Raw genomic sequence first — 21,573 nt, 5'->3', positions numbered from 1 at the left:
GGGCGGCGGCGACGGCCCTCCCCGTTACGGCGACGTCCCCCGCGGGCAGTAGATCGCGCACGGGCCCACCGGGGACCCACGTCCCGCCGTACGCCGCGCACGCCGAAAGGACGGTCCGGTCCATGGAGATCAGCCGCATCGAGACGTTCCTCGCCCCGCCGCGCTGGATGTTCGTACGGGTGGAGACCGATGAGGGCCTCGTCGGCTGGGGTGAACCGGTGGTCGAGGGGCGGGCGGAACCCGTCCGGGCGGCCGTGGAGGTGCTGTCCGCATACCTCCTGGGGCAGGATCCGGCGCGTATCGAGGACCACTGGCAGGTCATGACCAAGGGCGGCTTCTACCGGGGCGGGCCGGTGCTGTCGTCCGCGCTCGCCGGTCTGGACCAGGCCTTGTGGGACATCAAGGGCAAGCGCCACGGTGTCCCCGTCCACCAGCTGCTGGGCGGGCCGGTCCGAGAGCGGATCCGCGCCTACGCATGGGTCGGCGGCGACGAACCGCAGGCCATCCGGGAGGCGATCACCGCGCAGATCGAGGCGGGCTTCACGGCCGTCAAGATGAACGGCTGCGGCCGGATGAGCCCGGTGGCGACCCGCGCCGAGGTACGCGCATGCCTGCTCCGCGCCGAGACCGCACGCGAAGTCCTCGGTGAGGAACGGGACTTCGGCCTCGACTTCCATGGCCGGGTCTCCCCCGCCAACGCCCGCAGGCTCCTCCCCCTGCTGGCCGAGACCGCACCGATGTTCGTCGAGGAGCCGGTGCTCGGTGATTACATTCAGGCCCTCCCTGATCTCGTCAACGCCTCCAGCGTCCCCCTCGCACTCGGTGAACGTCTTTACAGCAGGCGAGAGTTCCTGGCCCCGCTGCAGTCCGGCGTCGCGATTCTCCAACCGGATGTCTCGCATGCGGGCGGTATCTCCGAGCTGCGCCGGATCGGCGCGCTCGCGGAGGCATACGGGGCGCAGCTCGCCCCACACTGTCCGCTCGGCCCGGTGGCACTGGCCGCCAGCCTCCAAGTCGCCTTCACCACGCCGAACTTCCTCATCCAGGAGCAGTCCATCGGGATCCACTACAACCAGGGCGCCGAGCTGCTGGACTACGTCGTGGACCCGGAGCCCTTCCGCTTCCAAGGCGGGTCGCTGCTGCGCACCGAACGCCCCGGGCTCGGTGTGGAGGTCGACGAGGCCGCCGTACGGGCGGCGGACAAGCGGGGGCACGCCTGGCGGAACCCGGTGTGGCGCTACGAGGACGGGGCGTTTGCGGAATGGTGACAAGGTGCCGACCGAAGCACCCCACCCATGCGGCCGGCCCGGAATAATCAGTGGCACCACCCGCGCGCCCGAACGACCCGCCCGCGCGGCACACGCGCAGCGGGGAGCGGAGAAAGCAGGAATCGCCATGGACTTCAGCGAAGCGCTCCGGAACGACCGGCTGGTCGCCATCATCCGGGGCAGGGATGCGGAGGCGTCCTTCCGTACGGTCATGGCGCTGGTGGAGGCAGGCCTTCCGTTGATCGAGGTCTCCCTCAGCGGCAAGGACGCGCTGAGCGTGATCCGGCGGGCCCGCAGCGAACTCGGCGATGCCGCCTGGCTCGGCGCGGGCGCCGTCCTGACCGGCGACGACGCCCGACGCGCCGCCGAGGCCGGCGCGAATCTCATCGTCACGCCCGGTCTGGGCGCGGGGCTGGAGGAGTCCGTACGGCAGGGGCTGCCGACGCTCGCCGGGGTGATGACGCCGTCCGAGGTGATCGCCGCGGAGGCACTGGGCGTGTCGGCGCTGCAGCTGTTTCCGGCGTCGGCCGGCGGACCCGCGTATCTGCGGGCGCTGCGCGCTCCCTTCCCGGAGCTGCCGTTCGTGCCGGTCGGCGGGGTGGACGCGGCCGTCGCCCCGGCGTACTTCGACGCGGGAGCGGTGGCCGTGGGCGTCGGCTCGCCGCTCATCGGGGACGCGGCGGACGGCGGCGACCTGGACGAGCTGCGCAAACGCGCGGCGGAGTTCAAGGCGGTGTGCACGCAGTGACGGGGCGGCCGCCCGCGGCCGGCGGGGACGGGGAGGAGCAGCGCGGTGGCGAGGCCCCCGGTGGCGTCTGCGCCGTTTCGAGGCTCCCGGGGGAACGGGGCCGTCCGGACGTCTTCACCGTCGGCGAGACCATGGTGGCCCTGCGCGGCAGCGGCCCGCTGAGGCTCGGCGGCACGATGCAGGTCTCCATCGCCGGGGCGGAGAGCAATGTCGCGATCGGGCTGGCCAGGCTCGGGCACGCCGTCCGCTGGGCGGGCACGGTCGGTGATGACGAGGCGGGAGCGCTGGTGCTCCGTACGCTGCGGGCCGAGGGCGTAGAGGTCTCCGCCGCGGCCACCGATCCCGGCGCCCCGACCGGGCTGCTGCTCTTCGAGCCGCGGCTGCCGGAGGTCACCCGGGTGCACTACTACCGCGCCGGATCGGCCGGCTCCCGGCCGGCCGCGGACGCCGTCGACCGCGCCTTCCGCGCCGCTCCGCCGCGCGTGCTGCACCTGACAGGGATCACCCCGGCGCTGAGCCCTACCGCCCGCTCTGCGGCGTACCAGGTCCTCCACCTGGCACGCCGATATCGCTCGGCGGTCTGTCTCGACGTCAACTTCCGCGCCCGCCTGTGGACCGCCGAGGAGGCCGCCACGGTCCTTCGCGAATGGATGCCCTTCGTGGACGTCCTGATCGCCTCCGACGACGAGCTGCCGCTGTGCCTGCCCGAAGGCGCGGGCGCCGCGGCGCCGGGCCACGCGGACCAGGCCCGGCTTCTGCTGGAGGAGGGGGTCGGTGAGGTGGTGGTCAAACTCGGCGCGGAGGGGGCGACGGCCTTCACCCGCGACGGCCGTGTGCACCAGCCCGCCAGGGCGGTACGGGCCGTGGATGCCGTGGGCGCCGGCGACGCCTTCGTGGCGGGGTACCTCTCGGCACTGCTCGACGGCGAGGGACCTGCCGGACGCCTTGAGCGCGGCGTCACGACCGGCGCGTTCGCGGTCGCCTCGCACGGCGACTGGGAGGGCGCACCGACCCGTGCGGAGCTCGGCATGCTGGACGCATCACCCGGCACCGTCGTGCGCTGACCAGCGGCACGGTTAATCTGTGGCCATGCCTCGTTACGAATACCGGTGCCGCCCCTGTGGCTCCCTCTTCGAGCTGAACCGGCCGATGGCCGAGTCCTCCGCCCCGGCCGTCTGCCCTGAAGGCCACGAGGACACCGTGAAGCTGCTCTCCACGGTCGCCGTCGGCGGCTCCGCGGCCGCCCCCGCGCCGAGCGGTGGGGGCGGAGGCGGCGGCTGCTGCGGAGGCGGCTGCTGCGGCTAGGCCGGCGGGGAGACCCGCCCTGGGCGGCGGCCGCGTGCGCTTCGGGAGGCGGCGGCCGCGTGCGCTTCGGGAGGCGGCGGCCCCGTCCGTTGGTCGCGGGCGCTACCGCTTGCGGGCCAGCGTCAGACCGTCCGCCACGGTGAGCAGCACCGACTCCATGCGCCGGTCCGCCACCACATGGTCGTTGAACGCCCTGATCGCCAGGGCCGACCCGGTCGCCGACGGGTCGGCCACCTCACCGCGGTACAGCACGTTGTCGGCGACGATCAGGCCGCCGGGCCGCAGCCGCGGCACCAGCTCTTCCCAGTAGGCGATATAGCCCCCCTTGTCCGCGTCGAGATAGGCAAGATCGATGTGCGGCTCGCTCGGCATCGCCCGCAGCGTCTCCAGCGCGGGCGCGATCCGCAGCTCGATGCGGTCCGCGACACCGGCCCTGGTCCAGGCCTCCCGGCCGTACGCCGTCCACTCCTCGGACACATCGCAGGCGATCAGCGTGCCGTCCGCGGGCAGAGCCTGAGCCATGGACAGCGTCGAGTAGCCGGTGAACGTCCCCACCTCGACGACATGCCGCGCCCCGATCAGCCGCACCAGGAACGCGAGCAGCGGCCCTTGCTCCTCCGCCGACTGCATCCCCGCCGCCTTGGGAAACTGCTGCCGGGTGAGCTGCACGATGCCCCGCTGCGCTGGGTTCAACTGCGGATTGTGGGCGAGGACGTAGTCGTACAACTCCGGCGTGATCGGTGTGCTCTTGGACTCAGCCACTTGCTCTCCTCTGGTTCAAGGATCGCGGTCTCGGCCGATCACCGGACGGTGCAGCCGCCCGCCTCGGCGAGACTAGCCGAGCCACTTCGCCGCCGGCCGCTTTTCCCCCCTCCCCTCCACGAGCCTTCGCTCATCCGTCCCCGCCTGCCACACCTTGCCTGCCACGCCGTGGCGGTCACGCCCTGCCGGTCACCCCGTATCTGTCACGTTCCCAAGTACCGCAGCACCGCCAGGACCCGGCGCGAGTATCCGGACGTACCGATCAGGCCGAGCTTGTCGAAGATCGCGTTGGCGTGTTTCTCCACGGCGCTCTGCGAGATGTGCAGCCGGCCGGCGATCGCCGCATTGGTGTGACCCTGCGCCATCTGCGCGAGCACCTCCCGCTCGCGTGCGGTGAGGGTGCCCAGCGGATCCGAGCGGCGGGTACGCGTCAGCAACTGCCGTACGACTTCGGGGTCGAAGGCCGCCTGGCCGGCGCCCACCCTCTCCAGCGCGTCCAGGAACTCGTCCACCTGGACCACCCGGTCCTTGAGGAGATAGCCGACCCCCTCGCCGTCGTCGGTCAGCAGCTCCGTCGCATAGCGGCGCTCGACATACTGCGAGAGCACCAGCACGCCGACACCGGGCCAGCGCTCCCGGATCTGCACCGCCGCCCGCAGCCCTTCGTCGGTGTGGGTCGGGGGCATCCGGACGTCCACGACCACCGCGTCGGGCTTCGTTCCCGTCTCCGCCGCGCGCTCCAGCACGGCGATCAGCCGATCGGCGTCACCGACCGCGGCGGCCACCTCGTGGCCTTCCTCGGCGAGGAGGCGCACCAGGCCCTCCCGCAGCAGGGTCGAATCGTCGGCGAGCACTACGCGCACGGCAGCTCCGCGGTGATGGTGGTCGGTCCGCCGACCGGGCTGTCGACCCGGAACCGGCCGTCGAGGGCGGCAACCCTGCGGGCCATCCCGAACAGGCCGCTGCCGGAGGCATCCGCGCCGCCCAGTCCGTCGTCCTCGATGCATACGAGCACGGCGTCCTCGCCACGGGCGACGCGGACGGTTATCAGCCCGGCGTCGGAGTGCTTGACGGCGTTGGTGACGGCTTCGCAGACCACGAAGTAGGCGACCGTCGCCACCGTTGCCTCGGGATCGGCGGGGAGTTCGTAGTCCAGCCGCACGGGGATGGCCGAGCGCTCGGCGACGGTCTCCAGCGCCGCCCGCAGACCTGCCTCGTCCAGCACCGTCGGGTAGACCCGCCATGCCACTTCTCGCAGCTCGGCCAGGGCCTGTCCGCTCTCTTCGTGGGCCTGGCGCAGGAGTTGCTCGGCACGCTGCTGGTCCTGGCTGCGCAGCGCGCGGCCGAGCAGCATCCCCAGCGCGACCAGCCGCTGCTGGACGCCGTCGTGCAGATCACGCTCGATGCGGCGGCGCTCGTCGTTGACGGCCGCGACGACACCGGCACGGCTGGCCGCCAGATGCTCGATGCGCCGCTCCAGTTCCTCCTGGCGGCTCGGGCCGAGGTGGCGCCGCGCCAGCTTGGCCTCCAGGCCGGCGACCCCGAACGCGCCCTGCATGCTGAGGAAGAGAAGGAAGAGGCCGCCGATACCCGAGAGGACGACGGTGCCGAAGTGCCGGACGTCGCCGAGCAGCGGGATGAAGATCCACGCGGTGCCGTACGCCGCTCCGATCAGGGCGGTGCTCAGCACGAAGACGCCCAGCAGGCCCAACGACCAGCGCAGCGAGAGATAGTGCAGGGCGCGGTGGTCGGTGTAGGCGTCGGAGGTCTCGGTCGTGAGGTAGTCGCGCAGGCGGCGCCGGTTGGCCTCGGTCAGGGCCCGTCCGCCGGCCGCCACGGGTCTGAGGACCGCGCGGCGTCCGCGCGGCCAGGCGAGCACGAGCAGCAGGGACAGCCCGGAGAGCACGACGAAGGGGAGCTCGGCGGCGGACGTCACCGCGCCGAGCACCAGCCCTGTCGTCAGGCGCAGTCCGCGCCGTGCGATTCCCAACATGATCGAAACGCTAGCCGCACCGCTCGCCGCCGCACACTGCGGAAAACCGCAGTCTTTTGTGCGGTCTTCCGCAATGTGCGGGCGGAGCGGAATTCATAGCTTTGAAAACATGATCGAGAGCATCGGAAACACCGCACCAGGCTGGATCATCGACCTCATGGACGCGCTCGGCGCGCCCGGCGCGGGTCTGGCGATCGCCGCCGAAAATCTCTTCCCGCCGCTGCCGAGCGAGGTGATCCTGCCGCTGACGGGCTTCGCGGCCGGCCGCGGCAGTATGCATCTGGCGTCCGCGCTCGCATGGACCACCCTCGGCTCGATGACCGGTGCCCTGGCGCTGTACGGCGTGGGGGCGTTGCTCGGGCGCGAACGTACGGTCGCGATCGCCTCGAAGCTGCCGCTGGTCAAGGTCTCCGACATCGAGAAGACGGAGCGCTGGTTCCAGCGGCACGGGACGAAGGCGGTGTTCTTCGGCCGGATGATCCCTCTCTTCCGCAGCCTCATCTCGATCCCCGCCGGCATCGAGCGCATGCCGATACCGGTCTTCCTCGCCCTGACCACCCTCGGCAGCCTGATCTGGAACACGATCTTCGTCCTGGCCGGCTATCTGCTCGGCGAGCGATGGGAAGAGGTGACGGGATTTGTTGACGTCTATTCCAAAGCGGTCCTCGCGGCGGCGGCGCTGGCGGTGGCGGCCTTCGTGTCGGTATGGGTCAGCCGGCGCGGCCCGGGGATTCGGCGCCGCGGATGAAGGCCCGCGTGATCTCCTCGCCGGCGGCGACCCCCCGCACGCCGAGCGCCGTGACATGCGGGGCTTTCCAGCCGGAGTCCGCCAGCTCACCGTGCCCCGGGCGCCATCCCCGGTCCGCGGCCAACAGCAGGTCGGCGTCGAGCAGGGAGTCGCCGGCCGCGAGGATCTCGGACGCCCCGGTACGGCGCGCCACTTCCGCCACGGCCGCGCTCTTGGTCAGCGGCCGCGGTACGGCATAGATCTTGCGGCCCTGCAAGGAGACGGTCCAGCCGCGCTGCTCCGCCCAGGCGGCGAGGTCCTTCACCCAGGTCTCGGGCAGCAGGGACCGCTCCACGACGAGATAGGCGAAGAGGTCCTCGGCGACCCGCTCCTTGAGCAGCCAGGCCGGGTCGGCGGTGCGGACGAGGTGCGTGCGGATCTCGTCCAGCGGCGCGCAGTGCGAGGCGAGCCGCTCGGCGACCGTGCGCTGCCAGTCCGGGTCCGACTCGCCCCGTACGAGCAGATGGCCGCCGTTGGCGCAGATCGCGAACTCCGGCGCGGGGCCGGGGAGATGGATGCGTCCGTACTGCTCACGGGTGCGGGTGGTGGTCGGCACGAAGGTGGTGCTGCCGGCCAGTTCGGCGAGCAGCCCGGCGGCCGTCTCCGTCATATAGGACAGCGGCTTGCGCTGGTAGGTCTCGACGCACAGCAGCCGCGGGGCCTCGGCGTCGGGCATGGCCAGGTCCAGTGCGGCCGCCGAATAGATCAGGGTGCGGTCGAGGTCGCTGGCGACGATCGTGCTCATCAGCCGGCCACCGCCTTGCCGTCAGCGCCCGTCGCCCCGCGGGTGAAGCGGGGATGGATCAATCCGACACAGGTGTAGGGGAGTTCGTCGACCTCTTCGACGGGCACACCCCTTTGTTCAGCCAGGAGGCGCACATGATCGAGATCGGCTCCGGCGCCCTGCCGGGCCAGGATCTTCCAGGGGACCCTGCGCAGCAGTACCCGCGTGGTCTCGCCGACACCCGGCTTCACGAGATTGACGTCGTGGATGCCGTACTCCTCACTGATCCGCTCGACGGCCGCCCAGCCCGCCCAGGTGGGGGAACGGTCGGCGGCGGCCAGCTCCTTCACCTTGGCGGCGACCTCCCCGGCGACCTCGTCGAACCGCGCGCCGACCGCGTCCAGGAACGCGCGCGACACATCGGACGTGGCCAGCTCGCGGTAGAACTTCGCACCGTGGAAGTCGTCCGGTCCCACGAGGTCGTCGCGCAGGACCGTGCGCGATATGAGGCCGGAGACGGTGGAGTTGAGGCAGGCGGACGGGATGAGGAAGTCGTCGCGGGTGCCGTAGGTCTCGACGCACCCGCCGGGGTCGGCGAGCACGGCGATCCGCGGGTCGAAGCCCGGGAACTCCTCCAGGGCCTGGGCGAGTTCGCGGGTGATGGCGCCCTTGCCGGTCCAGCCGTCCACGAACACGACGTCCGCCGGATCGTGATGGGCGGCCAGCCAGCGCAGCGCGGTGGTGTCGATACCCCGGCCGCGGACGATCGAGACCGCGTAGTGCGGCAGGTCCAGGCCGTGTGCGTGCTGCGCCCAGCGCCGCATCAGCACCCCCACGGGCGTACCGGCCCGCGCCAGCGACACCAGCACGGGGCGCCGGCTGCGTTCGGCGAGCACGGTCTCGGTGACGGTCCCGACGGCGCACGCGATCCGGTGCGCGGAGGCCTGCAGCGCGCTGTGGAACAGCGCCTGATACTGCTCGCTCGGCTGGTATTCGACCGGCAGCGACTCGGCGTAGTGGGCGCCGCCGCGCTGAATCGCCTCCTCGCGTTCCTCGGTGGGCGCCTCCAGCGTGATGTCGGACAGGTCCTGCAGCAGCCAGCCGACCTCGTCGGCGTCGTAGGAGGAGAAGGCGGGGCCGCGCAGCGGCTCGGGGAGGGACATGGACGGGGCCTGGGGTTGCGGGGCGTACGAGGGGACGACGGCGAGCAGCAGCCGGTCGGCGTGCTCGGCGAGACGGTCCAGCAGACCGTCGGCGGCGTGCAGTTCGGGGAGGTCGCCGTGCGAGTCCACGACGGCGACGATGGCGTCGAAACGGCGCGCCGGGTCGGTGCCGGCCGCGACGTTGTAGGCGTACCGCTCCCCCGGCCCGTCGGCGGGCCGGTCGTGGGCGGGGAAGGACAGCCGGGTCCGTATCGCGTAGCCGGGGTCGTCCACGGCGAGCACAGGCGAACGGGTGGTGGTCGAGAAGTAGACGCCCGGCCCCGCGGCCGGCTCGGACGGCTCGTCGGGCCGCAGCGCACCGGCGTCCTCCCCTCGCCCGGTGACCAGGCCGTCCAGCGCGCCGGCTATCCGCAGCGGTGCGTACATCAGCTCTTCGTTGCCCAGGACGAGGATGCGGCGGGCGCCGTCCAGATGCCGCGTGATCCGGGCCGCCATGCCCGGCAGAGCAGCCTCCAGCCGCTCGCGGTGCGCGGGTGTGAAGCCGTGCCGCCCGCCGTCGGGCAGCCCGGTGGGCCAGTCGAGGTCGATCCGCACGACGTCCGCGCGACGGCTGCCGACGGGCCCCGCCGCGCTGCCGGATCCGGCCGCCGGCCCGCGTGCCGCGAGGGCCTCGTGCTCGGCGACGAGTTCCTGGCCGCGGACCAGGACGTCCTCGGGCAGGCGTACGCCGCCCGCGGCCAGCGCCACGAGGTCGACGCGGGCGCCCAGTTCCGCCGCGAACTTCTCCAGCCGGCGGCGGTCCGCGTCGGAGCGCATATCGACCAGGGCGACGACGACGTACCGCTCACGCGGGAAGCGCGCGTGCAGCGCCTTGATGGTGTTCAGAACGGTCCTGCCGGTGGAGAACTCGTCGTCGACGAGCACCAGCGGCCCGTCGCCGGCCAGGAGTTCACGGTCCTCCGGGAGCAGCAGGTGCGAGGTGGCGTGGCTGTGCTCCTCTTCGAACCCTCCCGCCTGCGCCACGCCGTCCACCGGTCGGCGGGTGGAGTGCAGATAGGGCGCGAGCGCCAGGCCGTCCGCCACGGAGTGGCCCAGGCCGGTGGCGGTCTCGGCGTAGCCCAGGACGACGGAGCGGGCGGCGGCCTCGTCACCGAGCAGCTCGCGCACCCGGCGCCCCAGCCCGAAGCCGGCGCCATGGACCACGTCCGGTCGCTGCGGCACGTGCTTGCCCAGCACGTTCGACACGAGCAGATGGGCCCGCTTGGGGTTGCGCCGCAGCGCCAGCCCCAGCAGTTCCGGCAGCTCGTCCCCGCCGCTCAGCGAGACCCCGAGCCGACCGGCGACCCATTCTCCCGTCCACACCACGCGTTCCGTCTCCTCCGTCGTACCGTTCATGTCGTTCGCCGTATCTCAGGTCTGCGGCAGGCTTGCCGTCAGCAGCTCCACGAAGCCGATGCCCTCCCGGGCGACCCCGAAAGCCTCCGCGCGCAGCAGGGTCCGTTCGGCCCAGGCGCGGTGCGGCTTCACCTCGTTCATCTTGTTCGTGTAGGCGGAGCGCAGGACCCCGCCGTCGCACCGCTCGGGCCGCAGGATGTCCGCGGCGTCGCTGAACTCCTCATGGCTGACGACCGAGAGGGCGTGCACCGGCGCGACATGCGAGGGGTGGATACAGGTCTTGCCCTGCAGGCCGTTGGCGCGGTCCAGTTCGATCTCGCGCAGCAGACCGTCCATATCGTGCTCGATCAGGGCTGTACGCAATTCCTCGGCGCGTCCGAGAAACGGGCTGCGCCGCAATTGTGGCTTGAACATCCGCTCGTGCAGCCGGAAGTACTCCCACACCGGGCCGGTGACCGTGAAGCCCGTGCCGTCCGCCCGACCCAGCACGTTCACCACATCGGAGATCACCGAGGCGACGATCTGGACGTCGTAGGCGGTCATGTCGGGCGGTCTGCGCAGACCGTAGGCGGAGCAGAAGTCCGTGACGCCCAGCCGCAGGGCAAGGACCCGGTCCCGGTACTTGTCCACGGTCCTGGCGATGCCCTGAAGGGTCTCCGCGCGGCTCTCCAGATGCAGCAGCTGCGGGGATTCGAGCACCGGCATCGCGAACAGCCGCCGGCCGCAGGCCGACTCGGTGGCGGTCAGCGCCTCAAGGAAGGGGACTCCACGCTCTTCGGTGAACTTCGGAAGTACAAATCCAGACAGCCTGCGTACCGTCGGGCCCAGGCGGCGCACCAGATCGGGTATCTGGCCGGGGGTGCGGACGCGGATGAACAACAGCGGAAGGTCCCCTCCCGCGTCGGCGGCCTCGTCGAGCAGGCCGAACTGCCGCACAAGGTTCGCCTCGCCGGCCTCGACGTCCCCGTCCCCTATGGAATCTTCGAGGCACAGCACCATGGACATCACGCCACGCCCGGCCTGCTTGAGGACGTCGGCGGCGAGCCGGGGGCGAGTGGCGGGGCTGTAGAGCGTGGCACCGAGGGCGACCGAGAGCGTGCGGGCCGGGGAGTCGGCGGTGAAATCCACCGGCTCCTGATGGAACAGCGCCTTCCGAATATCGGGCGGAAGGTACCCAAAATGCCGCATATATCTCCCCGTATGGATGCGGGACCGGGCATCCCCGCTGCGTCTCGCTGTCTGGATCCAGCCGGTAATCGTACGTGCGTGGGGGTGTGGTTAGTTCCCGCGTGCGTGAAAATCACGTAACCCGCATGAGGCCTTCAGATGTCCGCGACCGCTCCCCCTGCACCGCTCCGCGGCCCCCGCGTTGTCCCTGCGACCTCCGGGAAGGCAGGATTGCGGCATGACGCACGCGATGCTGAAAGGGTCGAACGTACCCCTCGATGCCACGGCTGTCCGGGCCGTCCTGCGCTGGACGCCCGGCGCAGGAGTCCCCGATGTCGATGCCTCGGCCCTGTTGGTGGGGCCCGAGGGAAGCGTGCGCTCCGATGAGGACTTCGTCTTCTACAACCAGCCGCGGCACCCCAGCGGCCTGGTCCGGCACCTGCCCAAGGCCCAGCTCGCCGACAGCCTGACGGAGACCATCGAGGCGGAGCTGGCCACCCTGGATCCGTCAGTCGACCGGGTCGTGCTGGCCGCATCGTCGGACGGCGGCGTCTTCGCGGACGTAGGGGATCTGCGGGTCCTGCTGTACGACGCGGCGGAGAGCGACGGTGAGCCGCTTGCGGTCTTCGACGTGGTGCCCGAGACCGGCGACGAGACGGCCCTGATCTGCGGGGAGTTGTACCGCCGCGGCGAGGGCTGGAAGTTCCGCGCCCTGGGGCAGGGTTACGAGACCGGCCTGGTCGGCCTGGCGACCGAGTTCGGGATCTCGGTGGAGGACAAGGACACGGCCGCCGAGAGCGCGGCTGCGCCGGCTCCGGAGACACCGTCGACGCCGCCCCCGGCACCGCTCGGCTCGGAGCCCACGGAGGCCCTCCCCGCACCCCAGCGGAGCGAGCCCGCCACACCGGCGACCCCGCCGCCGAGCGCCTGGCCGGAAGAGGCCTCCGGGCCGCCCTCCGCGGCCGGTCCGCAGACCTCTGCCCCCGGCTCGCAGACCTCTGCCCCGTCGCACCCCGACGCCGTCACCCAGCATGTGCCGGACGCGATGCCGGAGCCGTTCTCGGCCGCACCGCTGTCGCCTGCCGCCGCGGCCTCCCCGGCGCCCGCGCCGACGAGCGGCGGCTACGGCTACCCGCACAACGTTCCGCCGCCGCCCGCCCAGCCCCCGGCCCAGCCCGCCTACGGCTACCCGGGGCCGCCGCCCCAGTACCAGCCCCAGCAGCAGCCGCCCACGTACGGCTATCCGCAGCAGCAGCCGCACCCGGCGGCGACATACGGCTATCCGATGCAGCAGCAGCCGTTCGTGCCGGACCCGTCGTTCGTCCTGCCACCCCAGGGCCCGCAGTTCCAGCGCCGTTAGGGGACAGCCGGGGCGCCTGCTGACGGCGGTGCCCCGGCGCCGGCGGGTCACACCTTCGACTTGTACCCGCGCCCCCACTGCAGCCCCCAGCCGTACAGCCGGTCGAGCTCCGCCTGGAAGCCGTAGACGTACTTCACCTCGCGGCGCACCGTCAGCTCGCCCTTGTTGTTCTCCAGCATGAAGATGGCGCAGGAGCGGGCCTGCGGCGCCCGTTCGTCGAGTTTGATCTCCATCCGCGGACCGTTGCTCGGGTAGAGCGTCACGACCGCGTGCGTACGGTCGAAGGCGGGCGTGCCGTCGTAGATGTAGACGAAGATCAGCATCCGCTTGATCTCGTCGCGTTGGTCCATGTTGATGTACAGCGTCTCGCCGGACGGGGAGCCGAAGCGGTCGTCGCCGCTGAGCTTCACGAACGGCGCGGCGTTGAGATCGCCGAGGAAGTTGCCCAGCGGCTGCACCACGCCCTTGGTGCCGTCCTTGAGCTCGTACAGGCAGGCCAGGTCCAGGTCGATCTTGACCACGGCCGGTCCCTGCGCCTGGACGATCTCGGGCTTGAACAGCTTGCCCGGGTGGCGCAGCAGACTGCCCTTGCCCGGCCCGCCCCGCTCATGGAGGTCCGAGGTCCGCATCTGCCAGTGCAGATTGACCCGCAGATGCCCCGTGGCCGCCCCCTGCTTGGTCAGGGAGATGACCGGATTGCGTTTCGTCAGCTCGACGACGTACGACGCCCCGCCGCTGTCGAAGTCCATCTTCGGCGCGCCACCGCGCCACAGGTTCCCCAGGAACGACACCATGCCCACCCCATTGCTCGGCCCCAATTACAGCGGGGCGGCCCGAGGTCCGCACCCCAGGCCGCCCCGCAGAGAGCGTTCCTCAATCAGCGTCCTGTCACACTCCGGACGCCACTTCCGACTTCGCCCCGCCCTCGGCGCCCGGTTTGCCGTCCCGCCTGTTCTTCATCACGGAGGACCAGTACGAGAGAGCGATCAGCACGACGCCGATCAGGCCGGTGACGACCTCGGGGATCTCGTACTTGATCGTGATGAGCAGGATGACCGCCAGCGCGCCGATCGCGTAGTGCGCGCCGTGCTCCAGGTACACGTACTCGTCCAGCGTCCCCTTGCGGACCAGGAAGACCGTCAGCGAGCGGATGTACATCGCGCCGATGCCCAGACCCAGCGCCATCTCGAAGATGTCGTTGGTGATGGCGAACGCGCTGATGACACCGTCGAAGGAGAAGGACGCGTCGATGACCTCGAGGTAGAGGAACATGAAGAACGCGGCCTTGCCGGCCAGCCCGACGGCCGCGCCGGTTCCCTTCTTCGCGGGCGCCGCGGCGGCCTCCTCCTCTTCTTCCTCCTCGGCGTCCTCCAGCTTGTCCTCGAAGTAGCCGGAGATACCGCCGACGACGAGGTACGTGATCAGACCCGCGACGCCGGACAGCAGGACCGTGGCGCTCTTGTCACCGCCGCCGTGCGCGACGTCGGTGGCCACCGTCATGGCGCTCACCAGCAGCGCGACCAGCGCGATGATGATCGAAAGCGTGTCGAGCTTGCCCAGCTTGGCCATCGGCCGCTCGATCCAGGCCAGCCACTTGTAGTCGCGCTCCTCGAAGATGAAGTCGAGGAAGATCATCAAGAGGAACATTCCACCGAAGGCCGCGATGGCCGGGTGGGCGCTGGTGACCAGCTCCTCGTAATGCGCCTTGTTGTTGATGGCGAGATCGACCGCTTCGATCGGCCCGATCTTCGCGGTGATCGCGACGATGACGACCGGGAACACCAGCCGCATGCCGAATACCGCGACGATGATGCCGACGGTCAGAAAGATCTTCTGCCAGAAGGCGTTCATCTTCCGCAGGATGCCTGCGTTGATCACGGCGTTGTCGAACGAGAGCGAGATCTCCAGGATGGACAGGATCCCGACAATCGCGAGCCCTTGCCACCCCCAGAGCACGCCGGCCAAGGCGAGGCCGAGCACCGTGACGGCGAACGACCAGCCAAAGGTTTTCAGGAGCACTGCCTACCCAATCCCTCGCTGTATGGGGTCCCCCGCGCGCAGCGCGCGGCGCTTTACGAAACGTTGACCCCGAAGTCTAGAGCGATGCCCCTCAGGCCCGACGCGTACCCCTGGCCTACCGCACGGAACTTCCATTCACCCTTGTGGCGGTATACCTCGCCGAAGATCATCGCGGTTTCGCTGGAGGCGTCCTCGCTGAGGTCGTAACGGGCGAGTTCGCTGCCGTCGGCCTGATTGACGATCCGGATGAAGGCGTTGCTGACCTGGCCGAAGCTCTGGCCGCGGAGATCGGCATCATGGATCGAGACCGGAAAGACGATCTTGTCGACCTGCTCGGGCACCTGCGCGAGGTCCACCAGGATCGACTCGTCGTCGCCGTCTCCCTCTCCCGTCAGGTTGTCCCCGGTGTGCTCGACGGAGCCTTCGGGGCTCTTGAGGTTGTTGTAGAAGACGAAGTACTGGTCCCCCAGCACCCGACCCGACTGGCACAGCAGCGCGCTGGCGTCGAGGTCGAACGGTGCTCCGGTCGTGGACCGCGCGTCCCAGCCGAGGCCGACCATGATCTGCGTGAGATTCGGAGCGGCCTTGGACAGGGAGACATTGCCCCCCTTGGCGAGCGTGACGGTCATCGTGCGCTTCCTCCCCGGTATCGGCACGGGCCATGCCGGGCGCGGCCCGCGTCTTTCAAGCGCGTCCGGCGCCGCACTCCCCCGGACGGGGGCGTACGGCGCCGGACGCGGTTGCTCTGCGGCACGGGCGATCACTGTGGTGGCGTCGCCCGGCCGGATGTCGACGATCGGATCCCGGATCCGGTCGATCAGACGTTGACGCCGAAGTCCTGTGCGATGCCGCGCAGGCCGGAGGCGTAGCCCTGGCCGATGGCCCGGAACTTCCACTCCGCGCCGTTGCGGTACAGCTCGCCGAAGACCATGGCGGTCTCGGTCGAGGCGTCCTCGCTCAGGTCGTAGCGCGCCAGCTCATTGTTGTCGGCCTGGTTGACCACGCGGATGAAGGCGTTGCGGACCTGGCCGAAGCTCTGCTGACGGGTCTCGGCGTCGTAGATCGACACCGGGAAGACGATCTTGGCGACATCGGCCGGCACGCCGGCCAGATTCACCTTGATCTGCTCGTCGTCGCCCTCGCCCTCGCCGGTGATGTTGTCACCGGTGTGTTCGACCGAACCGTCCGGGCTCTTCAGGTTGTTGAAGAACACGAAGTTCTGGTCGTTGGCCACCTTGCCCTGGTCGTTCGTCAGCAGGGCGCTGGCGTCCAGGTCGAAGTCCGTACCGGTGGTGGTACGCGCGTCCCAGCCCAGACCGACGATGACGGCGGTCAGATTGGGGGCTTCCTTCGTCAGCGAGACGTTGCCGCCCTTGCTGAGGCTGACTCCCACGAGTCCTCCCATAGATTCGAGGGGTACGTAAAGATTTGCGCCCCCGTCGTGCATGGCATCGGATCAACGAATTGATCCTAGTGACCGGTTCCCGCCGATTGCAGATATCGACCCGGATCAGCGCGGATGTCGGCCGGTAGGACGCCGGTGCGTCCCGGCGCGCGTCGGCTCAGAGGGTCCCGAGGGCCTTGACGTAGTCGTTCAGGTCGCGGGCGTCGGGCAGGCCGTTGACGACCGTCCAGCGCACCACGCCCTCCTTGTCGATGACGAACGTGCCGCGCACCGCGCAGCCCTTCTCCTCGTCGAAGACGCCGTACGCCCGCGAGGCCTCGCCGTGCGGCCAGAAGTCCGACAGCAGCGGGTACTCCAGGCTCTCCTGCTCGGCGAAGACGCGCAGCGAGAACGGGGAGTCGTTGGAGACGGCCAGCAGCTGGACTTCGTCGTTGACGAACTTCGGCAGCTCGTCGCGGAGCGCGCACAGCTCACCGGTGCACACGCCGGTGAAGGCGAAGGGGTAGAAGAGGAGGACGACGGCCTTCTCGCCGCGGAAGTCGGAGAGCCTGACCAGCTCGCCGTGCTGGTTCTTCAGCTCGAAATCCGGAGCCTTCGTGCCGACCTCGATCGCCATGGGGTGCTTCCCTTCCGCTCACGCTCAACAGAACGCGACCAACCCTACGCGCCGGGGTGAGCGACCGGGGAACCTGTGCACAACGGCTCCGAGCCCCCTCCTGAACAGGGCGGAGGGGGCTCGGCGGCGAACGTCGAAGCGGTGCTGCTCAGCGCTTGGACTTGGGCGTCACCAGTCGGCTGCCGGCCCAGTCCTTGCCTGCGTTGATGCTCTTGGTCTGGGACAGACCCGCGGTCTGCGCGGCCTCATTGATGTCGCTCGGCTCGACATAGCCGTCGCGGCCGGTCTTCGGGGTCAGCAGCCAGATCTGCCCGCCCTCGTCGATCAGGCCGATGGCGTCCACCAGAGCGTCCGTGAGGTCGCCGTCCTCGTCGCGGAACCACAGCAGCACGACGTCGCAGACGTCGTCGTAGTCCTCGTCGACGAGATCCTGGCCGATCACGGTCTCAATGCCTTCGCGGAGATCCTGATCGACGTCGTCGTCGTAGCCGATCTCCTGGACCACCTGTCCGGGCTCGAACCCCAGCCTGGCGGCAGGGTTGGTCCGCTCCTCCGCGTGGTCCGCGGTCGCGCTCACGGATTGCCTCCTGTCATGTTTCGGGTAATGCTCGGGGACCCCGCGCGTGCGCGGAGCATTGGGCGTAGTCCACACGGGCCGGGCGGATCGCGCAAGTACCCGGCGGTCCAGACCGCCGAAACGGTGACGTTTGGAGGCGTCTCACCGCAACTACGACCCCAACAGGACAGGCTGAAGTGATTCACGCCACAGCGTTCTGCGGGGTATATCGGGTAGTCGCGCGCGACTGGTCCCTTCGGGGGGCGGCGAGTGCCGTTCCGGATCTCCATTCGAGGGCCGCACGTCCGTGCGCAAGGCACTTTCGACATGGGCGTATGGTTGCGATTTGGCCGACCTGAGAAAGCGGCCTTTTCAGCGCCATCTCTCAGCGGGTGGTTACCCATCGGTAGAGGTGACGTATCCCTGTGGCTCGGTACACGATGGAAGACGGCGCGACACCCAGGCATAGACAGCATTCGTCCCGTGCACAGCAGCAATAGCGTGCAGAGCACGACACGACCCGAACACGAAGGAACAGCGTGGCTTCCGGATCCGATCGAAACCCGATCATCATTGGCGGCCTTCCCAGCCAGGTCCCGGACTTCGATCCCGAAGAGACCCAGGAATGGCTCGACTCGCTCGACGCGGCTGTTGACGAGCGAGGCCGGGAACGTGCCCGCTATCTCATGCTCCGGCTGATCGAGCGGGCCCGCGAGAAGCGTGTGGCCGTGCCCGAGATGCGCAGCACGGACTACGTCAACACCATCGCGACCAAGGACGAGCCGTTCTTCCCCGGCAACGAGGAGATCGAGCGCAAGGTCCTCAACGCGACCCGGTGGAACGCCGCCGTCATGGTCTCCCGCGCCCAGCGTCCGGGCATCGGCGTCGGCGGCCACATCGCCACCTTCGCCTCCTCCGCCTCCCTCTACGACGTGGGCTTCAACCACTTCTTCCGGGGCAAGGACGAGGGCGACGGCGGCGACCAGATCTTCTTCCAGGGCCACGCCTCGCCCGGTGTCTACGCCCGTGCGTTCCTCCTGGACCGACTGAGCGAGGCGCAGCTCGACGCCTTCCGCCAGGAGAAGTCCAAGGCCCCCCACGGCCTGTCCAGCTACCCGCACCCGCGGCTGATGCCGGACTTCTGGGAGTTCCCGACCGTCTCGATGGGCCTTGGCCCCCTCGGCGCCATCTACCAGGCGCGGATGAACCGCTACATGGAGGCGCGCGGCATCGCCGACACCTCCAAGTCGCACGTCTGGGCCTACCTCGGCGACGGCGAGATGGACGAGCCCGAGTCGCTCGGCCAGCTGTCCATCGCCGCCCGTGAGGGCCTGGACAACCTGACCTTCGTCGTCAACTGCAACCTGCAGCGCCTGGACGGTCCCGTCCGCGGCAACGGCAAGATCATGCAGGAGCTGGAGTCGCAGTTCCGCGGTGCCGGCTGGAACGTCATCAAGCTGGTGTGGGACCGCAGCTGGGACCCGCTGCTCGCGCAGGACCGCGACGGCATCCTGGTCAACAAGCTCAACAGCACGCCCGACGGTCAGTTCCAGACGTACGCCACCGAGACCGGTGCCTACATCCGCCAGCACTTCTTCGGCGACGACCACCGTCTGCGCGCGATGGTCGAGAACATGACCGACGACCAGATCCTGCACCTGGGTCGCGGCGGCCACGACCACAAAAAGATCTACGCGGCGTACGCGGCGGCCAAGGCGCACAAGGGCCAGCCGACCGTGATCCTCGCGCAGACGGTCAAGGGCTGGACGCTCGGCCCGAACTTCGAGGGCCGCAACGCGACCCACCAGATGAAGAAGCTGACGGTCGAGGACCTCAAGGGCTTCCGCGACCGGCTGCACCTGCCGATCCCGGACAAGGACCTGGAGGACGGCCTGCCGCCGTACTACCACCCGGGCCGCAACTCCGAAGAGATCCAGTACATGCACGACCGCCGCAAGGCGCTGGGCGGCTATGTGCCCACCCGTGTCGTGCGCGCCAAGCCGCTGCCGCTGCCGGACGACAAGGCGTACGCGGGTGCCAAGAAGGGCTCGGGGCAGCAGAAGATCGCCACGACCATGGCGTTCGTGCGGGTCCTGAAGGACCTCATGCGGGACAAGGAGATCGGCAAGCGCTTCGTGCCGATCGCGCCCGACGAGTACCGCACCTTCGGTATGGACGCGTTCTTCCCGTCGGCCAAGATCTACAACCCGCTGGGCCAGCAGTACGAGTCCGTCGACCGCGAACTGCTCCTGGCCTACAAGGAGTCGCCGACCGGTCAGATGCTGCACGACGGCATCACCGAGGCGGGCTGCACGGCCTCGCTGATCGCGGCCGGCTCCGCCTACGCCACGCACGGCGAGCCGCTGATCCCGGTGTACGTCTTCTACTCGATGTTCGGGTTCCAGCGCACCGGTGACCAGTTCTGGCAGATGGCCGACCAGCTGTCGCGGGGCTTCGTGCTCGGCGCGACCGCCGGCCGTACGACGCTGACCGGTGAGGGTCTGCAGCACGCCGACGGCCACTCCCAGCTGCTGGCCTCGACCAACCCGGCCTGTGTCTCCTACGACCCGGCCTACGGCTACGAGATCGCGCACATCGTCAAGGACGGTCTGCGGCGGATGTACGGCGAGAACGCCGAGGACGTCTTCTACTACCTGACCGTCTACAACGAGCCGATCCAGCACCCCGCGGAGCCGGCCGACGCCGACGTCGAGGGCATCCTCAAGGGTCTGCACCGGGTCAGGGCCGGCGAGAAGGGCGAGCACGCCGCCCAGATCCTCGCCTCGGGTGTCGCGGTGCCGTGGGCGGTCGAGGCCCAGCAGATCCTCGCGGACGAGTGGAACGTCAAGGCCGACGTCTGGTCGGCGACCTCCTGGAACGAGCTGCGCCGCGATGCCGTCGAGGCCGAGGAGCACAACCTTCTGCACCCGGAGGAGGAGCAGCGCGTCCCGTATGTGACGCACAAGCTCCAGGGCGCCGAGGGTCCGAAGATCGCGGTGTCGGACTGGATGCGTGCCGTCCCGGACCAGATCTCGCGCTGGGTTCCCGGCACCTACCAGTCGCTGGGCGCCGACGGCTTCGGCTTCGCCGACACCCGCGGCGCGGCCCGCCGCTTCTTCCACATCGACGCGCAGTCGATCGTCCTGAGCGTGCTCACCGAGCTCGCCAAGGAGGGCAAGGTCGACCGGTCGCTGCTGAAGCAGGCCATCGACCGCTACCAGCTCCTGGACGTCGCGGCCGCCGAAGCCGGTGAGGCCGGCGGCGACGCCTGACCTCCTCGCGGCATACCGCATCGCCTGAGCGACGCCCCCGGCAGCACCCCGCTGCCGGGGGCGTCGCATGTCCGCGCTCAACGCTCCCAGACCTTGAACGCCCGTACCCGGTACGGGGACCGGGGCACATAGCTGCCGCCGCCCGGGTAGGTGTCGAACTCGGCTGTCTCGGCGCACTGTGCGCTCTGGTACGTGGTGACCGGCCGGCCCATGCGGTTGGCGAGCGAGGCGGCGGTCATCCCCTTGGGCAGCGCCACACAGCTCTCGATGTCGGTGCCGGACAGCTCGTAGGTCCGCCGCTCACCGGCGAAGTCCGCCCGCGTCCAGACGCAGAGTTCGCCCGCGCCGCAGTGGCCCGTCGCGGCGGACCGGTGCCCGCCGGTGGCCGCGTGCGCGGCCGGTGTGCCGAGGGCGGGCGGCAGGGTGAGCGCGGCGGCCAGCGCGGTGAGGCCGGTGAGGAGCGCGGTGGTGTGGGACGGACGCGGACGCATAGGAATCTCTCCCCCGTGGAGTAGGACGACGGTGCCCCGCGGCGGGCCGGTGGGCCGCGGCGGGTTCGTCATCGAGCTTCGCGAGCGTGCCGCGCGGTTGCCAAGGCCGTGACGGCCCCGCCACCCGGATCGGGTATGTGGACGAGCGGTACGCGCCGGGGCTGGGTGCCGTCGCGCCGTGTTGACGCGGGGCGGATGGCGCGGGCGGGCCGCAAAAACCGTTCTCCCGGGGCCTGGTGAGGCGCGGTGCGCACCCGCGGCGCCTGGAATGCCGCGCTCGGCGCGAACGGTTCCCGCGACGGCTCATCCGGATGAGCGATGCACCTCGCCGACGGGGCCCAACTCCCGCCCGGCATACGGCGGGTGGCAGGGAATGCGGGTCACCGGCGGTGGTTGACGGTCGAGGCTGACGTCCGGCACCCGCCGCCGGGCACGACAACGGCGCGCGACCGTCCGAGGAGTCTTAAACGGCCGCCGCGCGGCGCCCGCCCGGGGCACGGGAAACGCTGACAATTGGGCGCCGCCGGCGCCCGCCACCGCGG

At 70.2% G+C, this 21,573-nt stretch carries 20 protein-coding genes; 7 read left to right on the top strand and 13 right to left on the bottom strand.

Annotation, left to right across the window (positions count from 1 at the left end; genetic code table 11):
• The first annotated feature begins 122 nt into the window (after window positions 1-122).
• From dgoD to ACFWZH_RS09035, 4 genes are all read left to right on the top strand, one after another.
• Window positions 123-1,268: a galactonate dehydratase gene (gene dgoD, locus ACFWZH_RS09050; protein ID WP_384427255.1), complete on the top strand. Its 1,146-nt coding sequence runs from the start codon at window positions 123-125 to the stop codon at window positions 1,266-1,268.
• Between the two features lie 127 nt (window positions 1,269-1,395).
• Window positions 1,396-2,016, top strand: coding sequence for a bifunctional 4-hydroxy-2-oxoglutarate aldolase/2-dehydro-3-deoxy-phosphogluconate aldolase (locus ACFWZH_RS09045; RefSeq protein WP_384427253.1), 621 nt, complete (start codon window positions 1,396-1,398; stop codon window positions 2,014-2,016).
• A complete protein-coding gene (locus ACFWZH_RS09040; RefSeq protein ID WP_384427251.1) occupies window positions 2,004-3,080 on the top strand; it encodes a sugar kinase in 1,077 nt (358 codons plus the stop codon). Before ACFWZH_RS09045 ends, ACFWZH_RS09040 begins: the two co-directional genes overlap by 13 nt.
• Window positions 3,081-3,105: 25 nt before the next feature.
• Window positions 3,106-3,321, top strand: a complete 216-nt coding sequence (locus ACFWZH_RS09035) for a zinc ribbon domain-containing protein (RefSeq protein WP_384427249.1) — start codon at window positions 3,106-3,108, stop codon at window positions 3,319-3,321.
• A gap of 102 nt (window positions 3,322-3,423) precedes the next feature.
• On the opposite strand, the gene ACFWZH_RS09030 is transcribed toward ACFWZH_RS09035, so the two are convergent.
• The 3 genes from ACFWZH_RS09030 to ACFWZH_RS09020 all read right to left on the bottom strand — a co-directional run bounded on the left by ACFWZH_RS09030 (window position 3,424) and on the right by ACFWZH_RS09020 (window position 6,076).
• A complete protein-coding gene (locus ACFWZH_RS09030; RefSeq protein WP_384427248.1) occupies window positions 3,424-4,083 on the bottom strand; it encodes an O-methyltransferase in 660 nt (219 codons plus the stop codon).
• Window positions 4,084-4,286: 203 nt separating this feature from the next.
• Window positions 4,287-4,946, bottom strand: a complete 660-nt coding sequence (locus tag ACFWZH_RS09025; RefSeq protein WP_384427246.1) for a LuxR C-terminal-related transcriptional regulator — start codon at window positions 4,944-4,946, stop codon at window positions 4,287-4,289.
• Window positions 4,937-6,076 (bottom strand): sensor histidine kinase, encoded by a 1,140-nt coding sequence (locus tag ACFWZH_RS09020; RefSeq protein WP_384427244.1) that lies wholly within the window; start codon window positions 6,074-6,076, stop codon window positions 4,937-4,939. The genes ACFWZH_RS09025 and ACFWZH_RS09020 overlap by 10 nt, the downstream gene beginning before the upstream one ends.
• A 109-nt stretch (window positions 6,077-6,185) precedes the next feature.
• On the opposite strand from ACFWZH_RS09020, the gene ACFWZH_RS09015 reads away from it, so the two are divergent.
• Window positions 6,186-6,824, top strand: coding sequence for a DedA family protein (locus ACFWZH_RS09015; protein WP_384427242.1), 639 nt, complete (start codon window positions 6,186-6,188; stop codon window positions 6,822-6,824).
• Here ACFWZH_RS09015 and ACFWZH_RS09010 read toward each other — a convergent pair.
• The 3 genes from ACFWZH_RS09010 to ACFWZH_RS09000 are packed head-to-tail and all read right to left on the bottom strand — an operon-like array spanning window position 6,787 to window position 11,333.
• The gene (locus ACFWZH_RS09010) at window positions 6,787-7,608 is read right to left on the bottom strand and encodes an HAD family hydrolase (RefSeq protein WP_384427240.1); all 822 of its coding nucleotides are present in this window, start codon (window positions 7,606-7,608) and stop codon (window positions 6,787-6,789) included. The genes ACFWZH_RS09015 and ACFWZH_RS09010 overlap by 38 nt on opposite strands.
• Window positions 7,608-10,145, bottom strand: a complete 2,538-nt coding sequence (locus ACFWZH_RS09005) for a phosphoribosyltransferase (RefSeq protein ID WP_384427238.1) — start codon at window positions 10,143-10,145, stop codon at window positions 7,608-7,610. Before ACFWZH_RS09005 ends, ACFWZH_RS09010 begins: the two co-directional genes overlap by 1 nt.
• A gap of 15 nt (window positions 10,146-10,160) precedes the next feature.
• Window positions 10,161-11,333 carry an HpcH/HpaI aldolase/citrate lyase family protein gene (locus ACFWZH_RS09000; RefSeq protein WP_384427236.1) on the bottom strand — a complete coding sequence of 391 codons (1,173 nt, stop codon included), beginning with the start codon at window positions 11,331-11,333 and terminating at the stop codon, window positions 10,161-10,163.
• 217 nt (window positions 11,334-11,550) lie between these two features.
• On the opposite strand from ACFWZH_RS09000, the gene ACFWZH_RS08995 reads away from it, so the two are divergent.
• Window positions 11,551-12,672, top strand: coding sequence for a TerD family protein (locus tag ACFWZH_RS08995; RefSeq protein WP_384427234.1), 1,122 nt, complete (start codon window positions 11,551-11,553; stop codon window positions 12,670-12,672).
• Window positions 12,673-12,719: 47 nt separating this feature from the next.
• On the opposite strand, the gene ACFWZH_RS08990 is transcribed toward ACFWZH_RS08995, so the two are convergent.
• The 6 genes from ACFWZH_RS08990 to ACFWZH_RS08965 all read right to left on the bottom strand — a co-directional run bounded on the left by ACFWZH_RS08990 (window position 12,720) and on the right by ACFWZH_RS08965 (window position 17,289).
• The gene (locus tag ACFWZH_RS08990) at window positions 12,720-13,466 is read right to left on the bottom strand and encodes a Tellurium resistance (RefSeq protein WP_384427232.1); all 747 of its coding nucleotides are present in this window, start codon (window positions 13,464-13,466) and stop codon (window positions 12,720-12,722) included.
• 94 nt (window positions 13,467-13,560) lie between these two features.
• Window positions 13,561-14,691 (bottom strand): DUF475 domain-containing protein, encoded by a 1,131-nt coding sequence (locus ACFWZH_RS08985; RefSeq protein ID WP_384427230.1) that lies wholly within the window; start codon window positions 14,689-14,691, stop codon window positions 13,561-13,563.
• 53 nt (window positions 14,692-14,744) lie between these two features.
• Window positions 14,745-15,320 (bottom strand): TerD family protein, encoded by a 576-nt coding sequence (locus ACFWZH_RS08980; protein ID WP_384427228.1) that lies wholly within the window; start codon window positions 15,318-15,320, stop codon window positions 14,745-14,747.
• A gap of 188 nt (window positions 15,321-15,508) precedes the next feature.
• The gene (locus ACFWZH_RS08975) at window positions 15,509-16,084 is read right to left on the bottom strand and encodes a TerD family protein (RefSeq protein WP_128505933.1); all 576 of its coding nucleotides are present in this window, start codon (window positions 16,082-16,084) and stop codon (window positions 15,509-15,511) included.
• A 169-nt stretch (window positions 16,085-16,253) separates the two neighbouring features.
• Window positions 16,254-16,712, bottom strand: a complete 459-nt coding sequence (locus tag ACFWZH_RS08970; RefSeq protein ID WP_384427226.1) for a peroxiredoxin — start codon at window positions 16,710-16,712, stop codon at window positions 16,254-16,256.
• A gap of 148 nt (window positions 16,713-16,860) precedes the next feature.
• The gene (locus tag ACFWZH_RS08965) at window positions 16,861-17,289 is read right to left on the bottom strand and encodes a DUF3052 domain-containing protein (RefSeq protein WP_384427224.1); all 429 of its coding nucleotides are present in this window, start codon (window positions 17,287-17,289) and stop codon (window positions 16,861-16,863) included.
• A 518-nt stretch (window positions 17,290-17,807) separates the two neighbouring features.
• On the opposite strand from ACFWZH_RS08965, the gene aceE reads away from it, so the two are divergent.
• Window positions 17,808-20,540 carry a pyruvate dehydrogenase (acetyl-transferring), homodimeric type gene (aceE, locus tag ACFWZH_RS08960; protein ID WP_384427222.1) on the top strand — a complete coding sequence of 911 codons (2,733 nt, stop codon included), beginning with the start codon at window positions 17,808-17,810 and terminating at the stop codon, window positions 20,538-20,540.
• A gap of 77 nt (window positions 20,541-20,617) precedes the next feature.
• Here the strand turns inward: aceE and ACFWZH_RS08955 are convergent, their stop codons facing one another.
• Window positions 20,618-21,031, bottom strand: coding sequence for a peptidase inhibitor family I36 protein (locus ACFWZH_RS08955; protein ID WP_384427220.1), 414 nt, complete (start codon window positions 21,029-21,031; stop codon window positions 20,618-20,620).
• Window positions 21,032-21,573: the final 542 nt, after the last annotated feature.

It is taken from the genome of Streptomyces sp. NPDC059008 (genome assembly GCF_042749045.1).
In the GTDB taxonomy this organism is placed as follows: domain Bacteria; phylum Actinomycetota; class Actinomycetes; order Streptomycetales; family Streptomycetaceae; genus Streptomyces.
This window is presented reverse-complemented; position numbering and strand designations above follow the sequence as displayed.